This window comes from Mycobacterium sp. NGS45, assembly GCF_059812645.1.
The window spans coordinates 117,049-134,141 of sequence record NZ_JCALDB010000002.1; the positions used below are offsets into that span (position 1 = coordinate 117,049).

15 protein-coding genes are annotated in these 17,093 nt (G+C 68.4%); 7 read left to right on the forward strand and 8 right to left on the reverse strand.

Features of this window, described 5'->3' with window-relative positions; translation table 11 throughout:
- Positions 1 to 15 precede the first annotated feature (15 nt).
- Positions 16 to 1,266, forward strand: a complete 1,251-nt coding sequence (locus AC5Y3P_RS02815; RefSeq protein ID WP_500044382.1) for a sulfotransferase family protein — start codon at positions 16 to 18, stop codon at positions 1,264 to 1,266.
- On the opposite strand, the gene AC5Y3P_RS02820 is transcribed toward AC5Y3P_RS02815, so the two are convergent.
- On the reverse strand, positions 1,263 to 1,646 hold the full coding sequence (locus AC5Y3P_RS02820; protein ID WP_500044383.1) for an ATPase: 384 nt from the start codon (positions 1,644 to 1,646) through the stop codon (positions 1,263 to 1,265). The two genes, AC5Y3P_RS02815 and AC5Y3P_RS02820, sit on opposite strands and share 4 nt — an antisense overlap.
- Positions 1,647 to 1,810: 164 nt before the next feature.
- Between AC5Y3P_RS02820 and AC5Y3P_RS02825 the strand changes: the two genes are divergently transcribed.
- Genes AC5Y3P_RS02825 through AC5Y3P_RS02840 form a run of 4 tightly spaced genes read left to right on the forward strand, consistent with a single transcriptional unit; the run spans position 1,811 to position 6,397 of the window.
- Positions 1,811 to 3,505 carry an L-lactate permease gene (locus tag AC5Y3P_RS02825; protein WP_500044384.1) on the forward strand — a complete coding sequence of 565 codons (1,695 nt, stop codon included), beginning with the start codon at positions 1,811 to 1,813 and terminating at the stop codon, positions 3,503 to 3,505.
- Positions 3,502 to 4,269, forward strand: a complete 768-nt coding sequence (locus tag AC5Y3P_RS02830) for a (Fe-S)-binding protein (RefSeq protein WP_500044385.1) — start codon at positions 3,502 to 3,504, stop codon at positions 4,267 to 4,269. Before AC5Y3P_RS02825 ends, AC5Y3P_RS02830 begins: the two co-directional genes overlap by 4 nt.
- Positions 4,270 to 4,313: 44 nt before the next feature.
- Entirely contained in the window at positions 4,314 to 5,771 is a 1,458-nt protein-coding gene (locus AC5Y3P_RS02835; protein ID WP_500044550.1) for a lactate utilization protein B, read from the forward strand.
- Complete coding sequence (locus AC5Y3P_RS02840; protein ID WP_500044386.1) at positions 5,768 to 6,397, forward strand: LutC/YkgG family protein; 630 nt, start codon at positions 5,768 to 5,770, stop codon at positions 6,395 to 6,397. Before AC5Y3P_RS02835 ends, AC5Y3P_RS02840 begins: the two co-directional genes overlap by 4 nt.
- A gap of 67 nt (positions 6,398 to 6,464) precedes the next feature.
- Here the strand turns inward: AC5Y3P_RS02840 and pgl are convergent, their stop codons facing one another.
- From pgl to tkt, 5 genes are all read right to left on the reverse strand, one after another.
- On the reverse strand, positions 6,465 to 7,214 hold the full coding sequence (gene pgl, locus AC5Y3P_RS02845) for a 6-phosphogluconolactonase (protein ID WP_500044387.1): 750 nt from the start codon (positions 7,212 to 7,214) through the stop codon (positions 6,465 to 6,467).
- Positions 7,211 to 8,122, reverse strand: coding sequence for a glucose-6-phosphate dehydrogenase assembly protein OpcA (gene opcA, locus AC5Y3P_RS02850; protein ID WP_500044388.1), 912 nt, complete (start codon positions 8,120 to 8,122; stop codon positions 7,211 to 7,213). The genes pgl and opcA overlap by 4 nt, the downstream gene beginning before the upstream one ends.
- A complete protein-coding gene (gene zwf, locus AC5Y3P_RS02855) occupies positions 8,119 to 9,660 on the reverse strand; it encodes a glucose-6-phosphate dehydrogenase (protein WP_500044389.1) in 1,542 nt (513 codons plus the stop codon). Before zwf ends, opcA begins: the two co-directional genes overlap by 4 nt.
- On the reverse strand, positions 9,657 to 10,778 hold the full coding sequence (tal, locus tag AC5Y3P_RS02860; RefSeq protein ID WP_500044551.1) for a transaldolase: 1,122 nt from the start codon (positions 10,776 to 10,778) through the stop codon (positions 9,657 to 9,659). Before tal ends, zwf begins: the two co-directional genes overlap by 4 nt.
- A gap of 92 nt (positions 10,779 to 10,870) precedes the next feature.
- The gene (gene tkt / locus AC5Y3P_RS02865; RefSeq protein ID WP_500044390.1) at positions 10,871 to 12,961 is read right to left on the reverse strand and encodes a transketolase; all 2,091 of its coding nucleotides are present in this window, start codon (positions 12,959 to 12,961) and stop codon (positions 10,871 to 10,873) included.
- A 270-nt stretch (positions 12,962 to 13,231) separates the two neighbouring features.
- On the opposite strand from tkt, the gene AC5Y3P_RS02870 reads away from it, so the two are divergent.
- The gene (locus tag AC5Y3P_RS02870; protein WP_500044552.1) at positions 13,232 to 14,152 is read left to right on the forward strand and encodes a heme o synthase; all 921 of its coding nucleotides are present in this window, start codon (positions 13,232 to 13,234) and stop codon (positions 14,150 to 14,152) included.
- 31 nt (positions 14,153 to 14,183) lie between these two features.
- On the opposite strand, the gene AC5Y3P_RS02875 is transcribed toward AC5Y3P_RS02870, so the two are convergent.
- The gene (locus tag AC5Y3P_RS02875) at positions 14,184 to 15,158 is read right to left on the reverse strand and encodes a quinone oxidoreductase family protein (RefSeq protein WP_500044391.1); all 975 of its coding nucleotides are present in this window, start codon (positions 15,156 to 15,158) and stop codon (positions 14,184 to 14,186) included.
- A gap of 47 nt (positions 15,159 to 15,205) precedes the next feature.
- On the opposite strand from AC5Y3P_RS02875, the gene AC5Y3P_RS02880 reads away from it, so the two are divergent.
- Positions 15,206 to 16,144, forward strand: coding sequence for a DcsG N-terminal domain-containing protein (locus tag AC5Y3P_RS02880; RefSeq protein WP_500044553.1), 939 nt, complete (start codon positions 15,206 to 15,208; stop codon positions 16,142 to 16,144).
- Here AC5Y3P_RS02880 and AC5Y3P_RS02885 read toward each other — a convergent pair.
- Positions 16,094 to 17,023: a COX15/CtaA family protein gene (locus tag AC5Y3P_RS02885; protein WP_500044554.1), complete on the reverse strand. Its 930-nt coding sequence runs from the start codon at positions 17,021 to 17,023 to the stop codon at positions 16,094 to 16,096. The genes AC5Y3P_RS02880 and AC5Y3P_RS02885 overlap by 51 nt on opposite strands.
- Positions 17,024 to 17,093: the final 70 nt, after the last annotated feature.

A 17,093-nucleotide genomic window follows, 5' to 3' on the forward strand; every position in this document is an offset into this window, starting at 1 on the left:
GTAAGGTCGGCTGCTGTGACCCACGCCACTGAGGACGCCATCCGTCTCACCGATCTGGCACGTCCGACGTTCTCGCCGGACGCCCAGGCGATCATCGACGGCATGGCCGCGATGGCGCCGTACTGCCCGTTGACCGCCGAGGCCCTACACGAGCAGGCCACCGCCCAGACCGGGCTGACCGACTTCGGTGATCAGGACTACCGCGAGCGGATGGCGGTGCTGCTGATCGCCTTCGAGGAACTGCCCAACTTCACCGAGTTCGGTCGCACCTATGCGTTTTCGTTGATGCTGACCTTCCTCAAGGGCCGGCTGCGGGTGATCGACCACCTCAAGCATCATCCGGAGATCTTCGACGTCGAGATCACCGCGCCACTGATCATCGCCGGATTGCCGCGCACCGGCACCACGCATCTGCACAGCCTGCTGGCCGCCGACCCGGCGTTGCGTGCCCTGCCGTACTGGGAGGCTCAGGAGCCGTTGCCGGCGCCCGGCGAGGAGGGCACCATCGAGCCCCGCCGGCAACGCACCGGCGACGCGCTGAACATCTCCAACACCTTGATGCCGTACTTCGGGTTGATGCACGAGATGACCATCGACCATATCCACGAGGACATCGGGCTGATGGTGCAGGACTTCGCCAGTGGCTTCTTCACCACGCTGACCCACCTGCCGCGCTGGTCGGACTATCTGCGCGACCACGATCAGACCCCGGGCTACCAATTCCTGCGGATGATGCTGCAGGTGCTGAGTCATCAGGACGGGCAGCACCGCCGCTGGGTGCTCAAAAGCCCGCAGCACCTCGAACAGTTCGGTCCGATCATGCAGGTGTTCCCGGACGCCACCATGATCGTCACGCACCGCGACCCGGTCGACGTCGCGGTGTCGATGGCCACCATGATGACCTACACCATGCGGATGAGCGTCGACGTCGTCGACGTGCCCACAGTGGCCGAATACTGGATCACCCGGATCGACGAGATGCTGTCGGCCTGCCTGCGTGATCACGACTTGCTGCCGCCCGAGCGCACCATCGACGTCCGGTTCGACGAGTTCATGGCCGACGATCTGGCCATGGTGCAACGGGTCTGGGATGTTGCCGGATACCGGCCGAATCAGCGCTCCCGCGACGCAGTCGCCGACTACCTGCGCGGGCACACCCGGAACCGGTTGGGCCGCATCGAATACCGGCCCGAGGACCTCGGCTTGGACCGCGATGTGCTGCGCCGGCGGTTCGCGCCGTATGTGCAGCGGTTCGTCGAGGTCTAAATACCGGCGCGGCTGCGCACCGCGCTGATCGCGCCGCGCAGCACGTTCTCGGTGGCCGCGAGCGGACTGACCACCGCCTCGCCGACGTCGACGATGCGTTCCACCCGGTCGACGATGCCCTCCAGCCGCTCCACCACGGCGACCAGGCGCGGAGCCAACTCATCGATCGAGGTGATGGTGGCGTTGAACCGCTCCATCGTCGAATCCAGGCCCGCGGTGGAGTTGTTCAGGTCGTCCAGCGTCTCCGACAGACTCTCCAGGATGGTCTCGACCTGGCCGACGGTCACGTCGGCGTTGAGCGCGGCCTGCGCCAGCGTCTTCAGCCGCTGCTGGGCCGGTCTGGTCCTGGTGCTGCGAACGCCCCCGCCTCTGTCTGCCATGTGACCAGTATTACCCGAGCGCTCATCGGGCGTGCCGGCATGGCCGGTCCCGCGGGCAGCGGGGGCGATCCGAGATCGGGCGGGTCGAATGTCGCGCGCTGCCGGTCGGGATCATCCATAGTGGTCTGACACGGTTTCGAGACAGCCCCTCGAGGAGCCGCAACATGTACACGCCGGTCCTGGCGCCGCTCGGTGACAGCCTGCTGCTCTCGGCGTTGGTGGCGCTGCTACCGCTGCTGACCGTGTTCGTCACGCTCGGGGTGTTGCGCTGGAAGGCGCACTGGGCCGGACTGAGCGCACTCGCGGTGGCCCTGGTGGTGGCGGTCACGGTGTACGGCATGCCGGTGCGGTTGGCCGGGCTGTCGGCCACCGAAGGCTTCGTGTTCGGTCTCTACCCGATCATGTGGATCGTGCTCAACGCCATCTGGCTCTACGAGTTGACGGTGGCCAGTGGGCGGTTCGACGACCTGCGCCGGGTGATCGACGCGGTGTCCGACGATCCGCGTATCCAAGCGATCATCATCGCGTTCTGTTTCGGCGGCCTGCTCGAAGCGCTGGCCGGTTTCGGCGCGCCGGTGGCGATCACCGGCGTCATGCTGATCGCGATCGGGTTCACCGCGATGCGCGCGGCCGTGGTGGTGCTGGTGGCCAACACCGCACCGGTGGCGTTCGGTGCGATCGCGATCCCGATCATCACGGCCGGCAACCTGACCGGGATCCCCTACACCGAGATCGGCGCGGTGGTCGGAAGACAGACCCCGCTGCTGGCCATGTTCGTGCCGCTGATCCTGGTGCTGCTGGCCGACGGCCGCCGCGGGCTGCGGCAATGCTGGCCGATCGCCGCGATGGTCGGCGTGACGTTCGCGTTGGCCCAATTCGTCTCCGCCAACTATTTTTCGGTCGAGCTCACCGATGTGATCGCATCCCTGGTCGCGCTCGCGGTCGCAGTGCTGATGCTGCGGGTCTGGCAACCGACCGGCACCTCCGATGCGCGCGCCCGGATGCTCGTCGAGAGTCAGGCCGAGGCCGCCGAGCGGGCCGCGCGGCCCGGCGCCGCAGACGACGCCGGCCGCGCCGGTGTCGCGGTCGATGACCGGGTCCAGGACCCGCTCACCCCGACGCGTTCGTTCCTGGCGCTGTTCCCGTACCTGCTGGTGGTGGCGATCTTCGGGGTGGCCAAACTGGTTGGCCCGATCGATGATTGGTTGAGCTCCACCGATCTGCGGATCAACTGGCCGGGTCTGCACGGGCAGGTGGCAACGGTGTCCGGTCAGCTGGCCACCTCGACGGTCTACACCTGGACCTGGCTGTCCTCGCCGGGCACCCTGCTGTTGATCACCGGTGTGCTGGTCGCACTCGTCTACCGGATGTCGCCCGGACAGGCCGTCGCGGTCTACGGCCGCAACCTGGTCAAGATGCGGTTCGCCATCCTGACCGTGGCCGCGGTGCTGGCGCTGGCATACGTGATGAACCAAAGCGGCCAGACCATCACGATCGGTGCCTGGATCGCCGGCACCGGCGCGGCGTTCGCCTTCCTGTCGCCGATCCTGGGCTGGATCGGCACGGCCGTCACCGGATCGGACACCAGCGCCAACGCGCTGTTCGCCACCCTGCAACAGACCGCCGGCCAGCACGCCGGCATCAACCCGACGCTGCTGGTGTCGGCCAACACCTCCGGTGGGGTGGTGGGCAAGATGATCAGCCCGCAGAACCTGACCATCGCGGCGACTGCGGTGGGACTGGTGGGCCGGGAATCGGAGATCTTCCGCAAGGTGATCTGGTGGAGCCTGGGCATGTTGGTCGCACTGTGCATGTTGGTCGGCCTGCAGGCCGGCGTACTGTCGTGGATGTTGCCATGACCGCCGCCCCGATCCGCTCCGGCCTGGTGGTTGCGCTGTTCGCCACCTGCTTCAACGACTTGATGTTTCCGGAGACCCCCAAGGCCGTGGTGCGGCTGTTGCGCCGGCTCGGTTGTGAAGTCCACTTCCCGCCGACCCAGACCTGCTGCGGTCAGATGTTCACCAACACCGGCTACGCGGCCGAAGCCGAACCCGCGGTGCGCACCTTCCTGGACGCCTTCGCCGACTACGACGCCGTCGTCGCACCGTCGGGGTCGTGTGTGGGTTCGGTGCGCCATCAACACCGCGACATCGCCCTTCGCACAGGCGATTCCGGTCTGCTGGCCGCGGTGCAGGCGATGGCGCCCCGGGTGTACGAGCTGTCCGAGTTCTTGGTCGACGTGCTCGGCGTCACCGACGTCGGCGCCTACTTTCCGCACCGGGTCACCTACCACCCGACCTGTCACTCGCTGCGGATGCTGCGGGTGGGGGACCGGCCGCTGCAGTTGCTGCGCGCGGTGCGCGGCATCGACCTGGTGGAGCTGCCCGATGCCGACCAGTGCTGCGGCTTCGGCGGCACCTTCGCGCTGAAGAACGCCGACACCTCGGTGGCGATGGGTGCGGACAAGGCCCGCAATGTCCGCGCCGCCGGAGCCGAAGTGCTTGTCGCCGGGGACAACTCATGTCTGGTGCAGATCGGCGGCATGCTGTCCCGGCAGCGCAGCGGGATGCGGGTGTGTCACCTGGCCGAGATCCTGGCCGCGACCGAAGCCGAGCCGCTGTGAGCGCCGGCGCTCCGCACGTCGGCGTGACCCGTGACTTCCTGGGCATGCCGAAATTCCCCGAGGCCGCCCGGGTGGCGCTGGGCAACTCGGTGCAGCGCCGAAACCTGGCGCACGCCACCGGGATCATCCGGGCCAAGCGCGCCGCCGTCGTCGACGAACTGGACAACTGGGAGCAGCTGCGGCTGGCGGCCGAGGCGATCAAGAACGACGCGCTGCTGCGCCTCGACGAGCATCTGCAGAACTTCGAAGCCAACGCCGTCGCGGCCGGTTCGGTGGTGCACTGGGCCCGCGACGCCGAAGAGGCCAACCAGATCGTGGTGGAGCTGGTGAAGCGGAGTCTGGATCCGGGCGATCGCCGCGAGGTGGTCAAGGTCAAATCGATGGCCACCCAGGAGATCGAGCTCAACGAGGCGTTGGCTGAAGCCGGCATCGCGGCCTGGGAAACCGACCTGGCCGAGCTGATCGTGCAGCTCGGCGACGACTGGCCCAGCCACATCCTGGTGCCGGCCATCCACCGCAACCGCGCCCAGGTGCGGGAGATCTTCCTGCGCGAAATGGGCAAGGTCGGCCGGCCCGCGCCCGCTGACCTGACCGACGAGCCACGCCGGCTGGCCGAGGCGGCGCGGCTGCACCTGCGGGAGAAGTTCCTGCGCGCCAAGGTGGGGATCTCGGGCGCCAACTTCGCGATCGCCGAGACCGGCAGCCTGGTGGTGGTCGAGTCCGAGGGCAACGGACGGATGTGCCTGACGCTGCCGCAGACCCTGATCTCGGTGGTCGGGATCGAGAAGGTGCTGCCGAGCTGGCGCGACCTGGAAGTCCTGCTACAGGTGTTGCCGCGCAGCAGCACCGGTGAGCGGGAGAACCCGTACACCTCGATCTGGACCGGGCCGGCCGCCGGCGACGGTCCCGAGCAGATGCACATCGTGCTGGTCGACAACGGCCGGACCGCGGCACTGGCCGACACCGTCGGCCGGGCCGCACTGCGCTGCATCCGCTGCTCGGCGTGCCTGAACGTGTGCCCGGTCTACGAACGCGCCGGCGGACACTCCTACGGCTCGGTGTATCCCGGCCCGATCGGCGCGGTACTGACCCCGCAGCTGCGCGGCACCTCCAGCGACGTGGACAAGTCGCTGCCGTTCGCGTCGAGTCTGTGCGGTGCCTGTTTCGACGTCTGCCCGGTGCGCATCGACATCCCCACGCTGCTGGTGCATCTGCGCACCCGCGTGGTCGACGAGAGCCGGGGCGGGCTGCCGTCGGCCGAAGAACTCGCGATGAAGGCCGCGTCCTGGATGTTCGCCGACCACCGCCGGCTGCAAGGTGCCGAATCGGTGGCCGGTGCCGGCGGCAAGATGTTGCGCAGCAAGCTGTTCGGCGGCAAACAACTGCTGCGTTCGCTGCCCTGGCCGGCCAGTCTGTGGTCCGGGGCCCGCGATGTTCCGGTGCCGCCCACCGAGTCGTTCCGGGCCTGGTGGCAACGCACCGACGGCGGGCGGAACGAATGAGCAGCACCGCCCGAGAGGAGATCCTGGCGCGGATCCGCACCGCGCTGGCCGACCGGCCGACACCGGCCGAGGTGCCCTGGAACTACGGGCAACCGGTGCGTACCGGTGATCTCGACGTGGTGGCGCGGTTCATCGAGCGCACCGCCGACTACCGCGCGGTGGTGGCGCGGGTGGACCCGCAGGCGGCCGGCGCGGCTATCGAGGCCGCACTGCAGGATGCCCGCAGTGTGGTCGCCGACCAGACGGTGCGCGAACGTTGGGCACCGACGGTTCGACTGCCCTGGGTTGATGACCACGCGCTGAGCGCAACCGAACTCGATGCCGTCGACGCCGTTCTCACCACCGCTACCGTCGCGATCGCCAACACCGGAACGCTGGTGCTCGATCACGGCCCAGGACAGGGTCGGCGCGCGGTCAGTCTGGTTCCGGACAAGCACGTCTGCGTGGTGGGCGTCGATCAGATCGTCAGCGACGTCCCCGAAGCGGTGGCCCGGCTGATCGAAATGGGCTCTCACACCAAACCTTTGACCTGGATCAGCGGACCGAGCGCCACCAGCGACATCGAACTGGACCGGGTGGAGGGGGTGCACGGGCCGCGCACCCTGCACGTCATCGTGGTCGGCTGACGCCGAAATACGTTGACCTAGAAGCTAGGTACGTGATCTGCGCCAAATCTCGTACACTGACGCTAACTCAACGCAATGCGGAGGCCGCTTCGCGGTCGAGCAACCAGACCGTCCGCTCGGAGCCGACGGCGCCGGCCGCGGGCAGATCCACCGGCTCGGCCCCGGCCAGGGCAGCCGCGACCGCTTCGGCCTTGGCTGCACCGCCGGTTATCAGCCAGACTTCGCGGGAGCGCTGCACGGCCGGCAGGGTCAGGGTCAGCCGGGCCGGCGGCGGTTTGGGGGAGTCGGTGACCGCCACCACCATCCGGGTCGTTTCGCGCACCGCCGGGGTGTCGGGGAACAGTGAATTCACATGTCCCTCACCGCCCATGCCGAGCAGATGCACGTCGAACACCGGTGTTGGCGCACCATCCTCGGCGGCTTCGGCGAGTTCGCGTTCGTAGGCGCGGGCAGCGGCCTCGATGTCGGTGCCGAACTCGCCGTCGGCGGCCGGCATCCGGTGCACATTGGCGGCCGGGATACTGATCCGGTCCAGTAGGGCCTCGCACGCCTGCTTGTCGTTACGTTCGTCATCATCGTGCGCGACGTAGCGGTCATCACCCCAGTACAGGTGCACGGCCGACCAGTCGACGTCGCTGCCGTGTTCGGCGACATGGCGCAGCAATGCGATACCGGTGCCGCCACCGGTCAGCACGATGTCGGCGCGGCCGCGGGTAGCCAGCGCGGACCGGATCGCCTCGACTAACCGAGCTCCGGCAGCGGCAGCCAGTTTGGTGCTGTCGGAATAGGTTTCGACGATGGGTTCTGATGCGGTCATGCGTACCTCACCTTGGCCAGACCCTGCAGCGCCTCGTGGTAGATCTCGTCGGCGTCGAGCCGGCGTAGGTCCTCGGCCAGGCAGTCCCGGGTCTCGCGGCGCGCCAGCGGCAGCAACGCATCCGGCCGGCCGGTGCGACTCAGCGTGGCGGTCACCGCAGTCTGCGGGCGGGTCAGCGTGATGGTCTCCGCACCACGCACCAGATCCACCCGGGGCGGGCCGGTCACTCGGGTCACCGGACCGGCGATCCGGCTGGCCAGCCAGCCGGCCAGGATATCCAGCGCCGGTTCGGATTCCAGCCCGGACACGGTCGCCGAGTCGATCGCTGCGTGCGGCGGCTGGTCGACCGCCGAAGCCAACAGGGCACGCCAGGAGGTGACCCGGCTCCAGCACAGATCGGTGTCGCCGGGGGTGTAGCCGGCCAGCCGGTCGCGGATCGCGGCCAGCGGTTCGGCGCAGTTGGTGGCGTCGGTGATCCGGCGGATCGCCAACTTGCCCAACGGGTCTTGGGCCGGAACCGGCGGCGCCACATCCGGCCACCAGGCCACCACCGGGGTGTCCGGCAGCAGGAACGGAACCACCACGCTGGCGGCCTGCTCGGCCAGCGGACCGGACAGTCGCAGCACCACCACCTCACCGGCGCCGGCATCGCCGCCGACCCGGATCTCGGCGTCCAGCCGCGGCTCCGGCGCCGAGGCGTCCGCGGGCCCGACCACGATCACCCGGCACGGGTGTTCCCGGCTGGCGTAGTTCGCGGCTTCGATCGCATCCTCGGGGATCTGCGTGCCGGTCGAGGCGATCACCAGGGTCAGTACCCGGCCCATCGTGATGGCGCCGTACTCCTCGCGCAGCCCGACCAGTTTCTTGTTGACCTCGTTGGTGGTGGTATCGGCCAAGGGCAGGATCACGGCCTTCTCCATTCCCGGCCCGAGCGCCGCAGCATCTCGAACGCCGACTCCGGACCCCAGCCGCCGGACTCATACGGCTGCGGCCGGCCACCGGCTGCCCAGGTCTCCAGCGCCGGATCCAATATCCGCCAGGACAATTCGACCTCTTCGTTACCGGGGAACAGCGACGGCTCACCGAGCAGCACATCGAGGATCAACCGTTCGTAGGCCTCCGGCGAGGCCTCGGCGAACGACGAGCCATAGGAGAAGTCCATGTTGACGTCGCGCACCTCCATCAGATGCCCGGGCACCTTGGAACCGAACCGCAACGTGATGCCTTCATCCGGTTGCACCCGGATCACCAACGCGTTCTGGCCCAACTCCTCGGTCATGGTGGCGTCGAACGGTAGATGCGGGGCCCGCTTGAACATCAACGCGATCTCGGTGACGCGTCGCCCCAACCGTTTTCCGGTGCGCAGGTAGAACGGCACCCCGGCCCAGCGCCGGGTGTCCACCTCCAGTGCGATCGCCGCGAAGGTCTCGGTGGTCGAAGTGGCCGAAAAACCTTCCTCGTCGAGCAGTCCGACCACCGGTTGGCTGCCCTGCCAGCCCGCGGTGTACTGGCCGCGGGCGATGTTGTCCGCGATGGGTTCCAGCAGCCTGGTGGCCGAGAGCACCTTGAGCTTCTCGGCCCGCACCTGGTCGGGGGAGAAGCTGACCGGTTCTTCCATCGCGGTGAGCGCCAACAGCTGCAGCAGATGGTTCTGGATCACGTCCCGGGCTGCGCCGATCCCGTCGTAATAGCCTGCGCGCCCGCCCAGTCCGATGTCCTCGGCCATGGTGATCTGGACGTGGTCGACGTAGTGCGAGTTCCAGATCGGTTCGAACATCTCGTTGGCGAAGCGCAACGCCAAGATGTTCTGCACCGTTTCCTTGCCCAGGTAATGGTCGATCCGGAACACCGAGGGTTCCGGGAACACACTGTTGACCACGGCGTTGAGTTCCTCGGCGCTGTCCAGGTCGTGACCGAACGGCTTTTCGATCACCACCCGGCTCCAGGAGCCGTCGGTGGTCTGCGCCAGCCCGGACTCCGACAGCTGCCGGCACACCACCGGAAAGGCCGCCGGCGGGATGGACAGGTAGAACGCGTGATTGCCGCCGGTGCCGCGCTCGGTGTCGAGCCGGTGCAGGGTTTCGGTGAGCCGGGCAAAGGCAGCATCGTCGTCGAAACTGCCTTGTACGAACCGGATTCCCTCGGCCAACCGGTCCCACACCTCGGGCCGGAACGGGGTGCGGGCGTGCTCACGGACCGCGTCGTGCACGATCTGCCCGAAGTCCTCGTCGGCCCAGTCCCGGCGGGCGAACCCGACCAGCGCGAACTGCGGCGGCAGCAGCCCGCGGTTGGCCAGGTCATAGATCGCCGGCATCAACTTCTTGCGGGCCAGATCCCCGGTGACCCCGAAGATCACCGCCGCGCACGGCCCGGCGATCCGCGGCAGCCGCTGATCCCGCTCGTCGCGCAGCGGGTTGACCCAGTCGGTCCCGGCCGTGGTGCTCATGCGTTGTGCGCGTCGAGTTGTTCCTGAGTTGCGTCGATCAGTTCCTGCCAGGACTTCTCGAACTTCTCCACGCCCTCGTCCTCGAGCAGCTTGAACACATCGGGTAGATCCACGCCGATGCCGGCCAACTCGTCGAACACCTGCTGCGCGGCCGCAGCGGTCCCGGTGACGGTGTCACCGCTGATCTCGCCGTGGTCGGCGACCGCCTCCAAGGTCTTCTCCGGCAGCGTGTTGACGGTGTGCGCGGCCACCAACTCGGTGACGTAGAGGGTGTCCGGGTAGTCCGGGTTCTTCACGCCGGTCGACGCCCACAGCGGACGCTGCACCAGCGCGCCGTCTTTGGCCAGGGCGGCGAACCGCTCGCCCTTCTCGAACACCTCCTGATAGGCCGCGTAGGCCAGCCGCGCGTTGGCCACCCCGGCCTTGCCGCGCAGCGCCAGCGCCGCATCGGAGCCGATCTTGTCGAGCCGCTTGTCGATCTCGGTGTCCACCCGGGACACGAAGAACGAGGCCACCGAGTGGATCTTGCTCAGGTCATGGCCGGCCTCGCGAGCCTTCTCCAGACCGGCCAGATAGGCATCCATCACCTCGCGGTGCCGCTCGACCGAGAAGATCAGCGTCACGTTCACCGAGATGCCCTCGGCGATCACCGCGGTGATCGCCGGCAGACCCGCCAGCGTGGCCGGGATCTTGATCAGCAGGTTGGGCCGATCGACGATCTTCCACAGCTCGATGGCCTGCAGGATGGTCTTGTCGGTGTCGTGCGCCAGGCGGGGGTCGACCTCGATCGACACCCGGCCGTCGATCCCGCCGGACCGTTCGTGGACCTTGGCCAGCACATCGCAGGCGTTGCGCACGTCGTCGGTGGTGACGGTGCGGATGGTGGCGTCGACGTCGGCGTCCCGCGCGGCCAGTTCGCTGATCTGGGCGTCGTAGGCGGTGCCGGCCGACAGCGCGGCCTGGAAGATCGACGGGTTGGTGGTCACCCCGACCACGCTGCGGGTGTCGATGAGTTCCTGCAGGTTGCCGGTCTGCAACCGGTCGCGGGACAGGTCATCGAGCCAAACGGATACCCCGGCCGCGCTCAGTGCCGCCAGGTTCGGATTCTGCGTCATCAGTACTGCCTCTCCTCGGGGCCGGCCGACGTGATCGCCGGATGCGGGTCGACCGCCCGCTCGGAGGTTGGCCGCTCCGGGCGGGCGCCAAACGTTTACTTGTCCAAAGCGCGCTGCGCGGCCGCTGCGACCGCCTCCTCGGTGAAGCCGAACTTGCGGAACAGCGTCTTGTCGTCGGCGGACTCGCCGAAGTGCTCGATCGACACGATCTCGCCGCGATCGCCCACCCAGCGGTACCACGGCAGCGCGATGCCGGCCTCGACGGCGACCCGTGCGGTGACGTTCGGCGGCAGCACCGCGTCGCGGTACTCCTGCGGCTGCGCCTCGAACCATTCCACACACGGCATGGACACCACGCGAGCGTTGACGCCCTTGTCCGCCAACAGCTTTTGGGCGCCGAGCGCCAACTGGACCTCGGAGCCGGTGGCGATGATGACCACGTCGGGCTGCTGGTCGCCGGCACCGCCGACGACGTAGCCGCCCTTGGCCGCACCGGCCGCGTCGGTGCCGTCGAGCACCGGGACCGGCTGGCGGGTCAGGATGAAGCCGACCGGACCGCTGGTGTTGCCGCGCTCGATGATCGACCGCCAGGTGTAGGCGGTCTCGTTCGGATCGGCGGGACGCACCACGGCCAGTTGCGGGATGGCGCGCAGCGCGGCCAGGTGCTCGATCGGTTGGTGGGTCGGTCCGTCCTCACCGAGCCCGATCGAGTCGTGGGTCCAGATGTAGATCGGGTCGATGTCCATCAGCGCGGCCAGCCGCACCGCGGGACGCATGTAGTCGGCGAACTGCAGGAAGGTACCGGCGAACGCCCGGGTCGGCCCGTGCAGCACGATGCCGCTCAAGATGGCGCCCATGGCGTGTTCCCGCACACCGAAGTGCAGCACCCGGCCGTACCAGTCGGCGGTGAAGTCGGCGGTGGAGATCGACGGCGGCCCGAACGACCGCGCACTCTTGATCGTGGTGTTGTTGCTGCCGGCCAAATCGGCCGAGCCGCCCCACAATTCGGGCAGCTTGGGCGCGACGTCGTTGAGCACCTGGCCGAACGCGGCGCGGGTGGCCACGGCCTTGGAGCCGGGCTCCCAGTAGGTCAGGTCGGCATCCCACCCGTCGGGCAGTTCGTGGGCCAGCAGCCGATCCAGCAGCGCCTTGCGCTCAGGCTCGCGCGCGGCCCAGGCGTCGAAGGTCTCCTGCCACGCGGCGTGTGCGGCCCGGCCGCGGTCAACCAGTTTGCGGGTGTGGCTGATCACCTCGTCGCTGACCTCGAAGCTGCGCTCCGGGTCGAAGCCGAGGATCTTCTTGGTCGCGGCCACCTCGTCGGCGCCCAGCGCCGAACCGTGGATCCCGCCGGTGTTCATCTTGGTCGGCGCCGGGTAGCCGATGATGGTCCGCACGCTGATGAACGACGGCTTGTCGGTCACCTTCTTGGCGGCCTCGATCGCGGCTTCGATCGCGACGACGTTCTCGCCGCCCTCGACCTCCTGCACATGCCAGCCGTAGGCGCGGTAGCGCGCGGCGACGTCCTCGCTCAGCGCGATGTCGGTGTCGTGCTCGATCGAGATGTGGTTCTTGTCGTAGAACACGATCAGGTTGCCCAGCTGCTGGGTGCCGGCCAGCGACGAAGCCTCGCTGGTGACACCCTCTTGGATGTCGCCGTCGGACGCGATCACGTAGATGTAGTGGTCGAACGGGCTCTCGCCGGGCGCGGCGTCCGGGTCGAACAGGCCGCGCTCATAGCGCGCGGCCATCGCCATGCCGACCGCCGAGGCCAGACCCTGACCGAGCGGGCCGGTAGTGATCTCCACGCCCTGGGTGTGCCGGAACTCCGGGTGCCCGGGGGTCTTGGAGCCCCAGGTGCGCAGCGCCTCGATGTCGGACAGCTCGAGACCGAACCCGCCCAGGTAGAGCTGGATGTAGAGGGTCAGGCTGGAGTGCCCGCAGGACAGCACGAAGCGGTCCCGGCCCAACCAGTGGGTGTCGGACGGGTCGTGCCGCAGCTGCCGCTGGAACAGCGTGTAGGCCAGCGGCGCCAAGCTCATCGCGGTGCCCGGATGACCGTTGCCCACCTTCTGCACAGCGTCGGCAGCCAACACCCGCACGGTGTCGACCGCCCGCGAGTCCACCTCGGTCCAGTCCTCGGGATGGTTTGGCGTGGTGAGTGCGGTGATCTCTTCCACTGCGGTCATGAAGGCATACTCCTCGAGTACCGGAACGTGCATGGGCGCCCTGGCGCTGCGTGGCCAGGCGGTTGGCCCCAGCCTAGTGTCCGCACGTCGGACCCTGCAGGCCGCATCGGCGATTCCACCGGCGGTTAACGGTCCCGATCGGCATGGGTCTACCATCCTCTGTAGTAGACGCCGTGGGACACCGCGCCGTTGCGTCATCGAGGAGTCAGTCACGTGGACATTCGCGAGGAGCACTCGCCTGGCCGGATCGGCACCGCCGTCCAGGGTCGACTGGGTTCCTCGATCTTGGGTCGCGTGGGCGCGAAGGTGCTGGCCTACGTCGCGCTGACCAAGCCCCGCGTCATCGAACTGCTGCTGGTCACCACCATCCCGGCGATGTTGCTGGCCGACCGCGGCACCGTCGATCTGCTGCTGATCCTGAACACCTTGTTCGGCGGCATGCTGGCCGCGGCCGGGGCCAACTCGCTCAACTGCGTGGCCGACGCCGACATCGACAAGGTGATGAAGCGCACCGAGCGGCGGCCGCTGGCCCGCGCCAGTGTGCCCCGCAGCCACGCGCTGATCTTCGGTCTGGCGCTGTCGGTGGCCTCGTTCTTCTGGCTGTGGCAGACCACCAACATGCTTTCGGCGCACCTGGCCGGCGCCACCATCGCGTTCTACGTGCTGATCTACACGCTGCTGCTCAAACGCCGGACCTCGCAGAACGTGGTGTGGGGCGGCGCGGCCGGTTGTATGCCGGTGATGATCGGCTGGTCTGCGGTCACCGGCACGGTGGCTTGGCCGGCGCTGGTGATGTTCCTGATCATCTTCTTCTGGACCCCACCGCACACCTGGGCGCTGGCCATGCGCTACAAGGCCGACTACGAGGCCGCCGGTGTGCCGATGCTGCCGGTGGTGGCCACCGAGGCGCAGGTGACCCGCCAGATCGTGATCTACACCTGGCTGACCGTGCTGGCCACCGTGGCGCTGGCGTTCGCCACCGGCTGGCTGTATCTGGCCGTCGCATTGCTGGCCGGTACCTGGTTCCTGACCATGGCGCATCAACTGCAGGCCGGTGTGCGCCGCGGCGAACCGGTCAAGCCGCTGCGGCTGTTCCTGCAGTCCAACAACTATCTGGCCGTGGTGTTCTTGGCGTTGGCCGTCGACTCGGCACTGGATCTGCCCACCTTGGTGCAGATCTGGGCGCGCTGACCCGCACGCCGCATCCGGCCGGGTTGCGCCGCTACGGCGTCAGCACGATCGAACCGACCGTCTTGCGGCCCTCGAGGTCCTGGTGCGCACGCTGCGCCTCGGCCAGCGGGTAGCGCTGGCTGACCGTGATCGTGATCGCGCCCGAGCCGATGGCATCCATCACCTCGCCCGCGCGCCAGGCGAACTCGTCGGCGTCGCGGGTGAAGTCGGTCAGATTCGGGCGGGTCAGATAGACCGAGCCGGCCTTGTTCAGCCGTTGTGGATCGACCGGCGGCACCGGTCCGGAGGCCGCACCGAACAGCGCCAGCGTGCCGCGCCGGGCCAAGCTGGCCAGGCTCGCGTCGAAGGTGGTCCGCCCGACGCCGTCGTAGACGGCCTGCACGCCCTTGCCGTCGGTGAGATCGCGGATGCGCGCCCCGAACTGCTCGGGGTCCTCCGGATAGTCCAGCACCTCCCAGGCGCCGGCCTGCCGGGACAGCTGCGCCTTCTCCGGCGAGGACACCGTGGTGATCACCTTGGTACCGATGCTGGTGGCCCACTGGGTCAGGATCAGCCCGACGCCGCCGGCGCCGGCGTGCAGCAGCACGGTGTCCGACGGCTGCACGGCGTACACCGACTTGATCAGGTAGTGCGCGGTCATGCCCTTCAGCAGCGCTGACGCAATCGCATCCGACGGCACGGACTCGGGCACAAAGGCGACGAAATCAGCTGGCGCCGTGCAGTATTCGGCGTACGCGCCGACTGCGTTGGCGCTCACCACGCGGTCGCCGACGGACAGTGCGGCGACATCCGGGCCGACCGCGGCGATGGTGCCGCACACTTCGTTGCCGACCACGAACGGTAGGTCGCGGGGGTAGAGCCCGGAACGGAAGTAGGTGTCGATGAAGTTGACGCCGATCGCGTCGGCCTTGATCAGCACTTCGCCGGGACCCGGCGCTGGTTGCGGCCGGTCGACCAGGGACAGCGCTTCAGGACCACCGGTTTGGCTGACTTCGATCGCATGCATGTGTCCCATCATGCTTGATGAGTAGCATCTGCTGGCGTGAGGTCGCTATGAAGTTGGCGCGTCCCGATGTCTTCCACCCGAAGATCGTGCTGGCCGGCTGCCGCCGACTGCCTGCGGGCGACGGCGACGACGCAGGCCTGGTGCCCGCGCTGCAGACCCGCGGTCTGGCGGCGCGCTGGCTGGCGTGGGACGATCCGGCGGCGCTGGCCGCCGACCTGGTGATCCTGCGCGCCACCTGGGACTACACCCAACGCCTCGAGGAGTTCCTGGACTGGTCGCGGCGGGTGCCGAACCTGCTCAACGCACCCGACGTGGTGGCCTGGAACGTCGACAAGTCCTATCTGCGGGAACTGGGGGTGGCCGGGCTACCGGTGCTGGAAAGCGAGTTCTTCGCGCCCGATGAAACCGTGCACCTGAGTGCCGGGGAAGTGGTGGTCAAACCTGCGATCGGGGCCGGATCGGTTGGGGCGCAACGGTTCACCGACCACTGCGCGGCCCGTGACCATGCCGCCACGCTGCAGGAGGCCGGGCAGACGGTGTTGGTGCAGCCCTACGACCGGCGCATCGTGGACGGCGAGACCGCGCTGGTGTTCATCGCCGGCAAGCAGTCGCATGCATTCATCAAGGGGCCGATGCTGCCCGCTCCGGGTACCGGGCCGACCCTGGATTACTCGCGGACCTTCGCGACCGAATCACTGCGCCCGGCCGACCCGGACTTCGAACTGTGGGACCTGGGTTACCGCACCATCGATGTTGCCGCCGAGCATCTCGGGGTGGCGACGTCGGACTTCTTGTATGCGCGCGTCGACATCATCGGTGGTCGCGAGGAGCCGGTGCTGCTGGAACTCGAACTGGTCGAACCGTCGCTGGGTTGGCGGCAACTGGACAGCAAGGCCCGGGAACTGGCTCAGCGGCAGTTCGCGCTGGCGGTGGGTTCAGCTCTGGAGCAACTCGGGTTGGGTCCGCTGTCGCATCGACGCCCATAACGCCGCGGTGGCCGCGGTGCAGGCCGCAGCGCCGGCCACGTGCAAGGCCACCAGGGCCTCGGGCACCCCGGTGAAGTACTGCACCACGCCGACTGCGCCCTGGGCGACGGCCAGACCGATCACCACGTACAGCCGGGTGCGCACCGATGCCGGGGCGGCCACCGCCAGCAGCCCGAAGCCCAGACCCACCAGCAGCGCCAGATAGATCCACAGCAGCGACGAGTGCGCATGCACCAGCGTGGTGATCTCGATCTGCAGCCGGGCCACCGGTCGTTCGTAGCTCTTGTCGCCGGCGTGCGGGCCGGCCGCGGTCACCAGAGTGCCGGTCACCAGCACCAGCGCCAGGGTGATCGCGCTGAGCACGGTCAGACCGCGCAGCGGTTTGGCCACCACGTGCCGGACCACGCCGTCGTCGGGCTCGCCGACCTTGACGTAGAGCAGCACCGCCAGCCACACCATGGTCATCGAGGCCAGCAGGTGGATCGCCACGGTCCACCACAGCAGCCCGGTCAGCACCGTGATGCCCCCGATGACGGCCTGCACCACCGTGGAGGCCGGCATCAGCCAGGCGTAGATCAGCACCTCGCGGCGGCGCCGGGCGCGCAGCACGGCCAGCACCGCGGCGATTGCGGTGAAGACCACCAAGAACGTCACCAACCGGTTGCCGAACTCGACGGCCTGGTGGATGCCCGCCACCTCGGGATGTTCGATCGGGGTGAAGCTGCCCGGGAAGCACTGCGGCCAGGTGGGGCAGCCCAGTCCGGACGCCGTGACCCGGACGACGGCGCCGGTCACCGCGATCCCGCCCTGGGTCAAAATGACCAAGGCAGCGATCAGCCGCTGGGTACGCAAGCTGGGTTCGGGAAGCAGGTCGACCAGGCGCCGGAACACCCACTCAGGGTATGCCAGGCCCAACTACACCTCGTAGTAGGGGAGCGTCGAGCCGTAC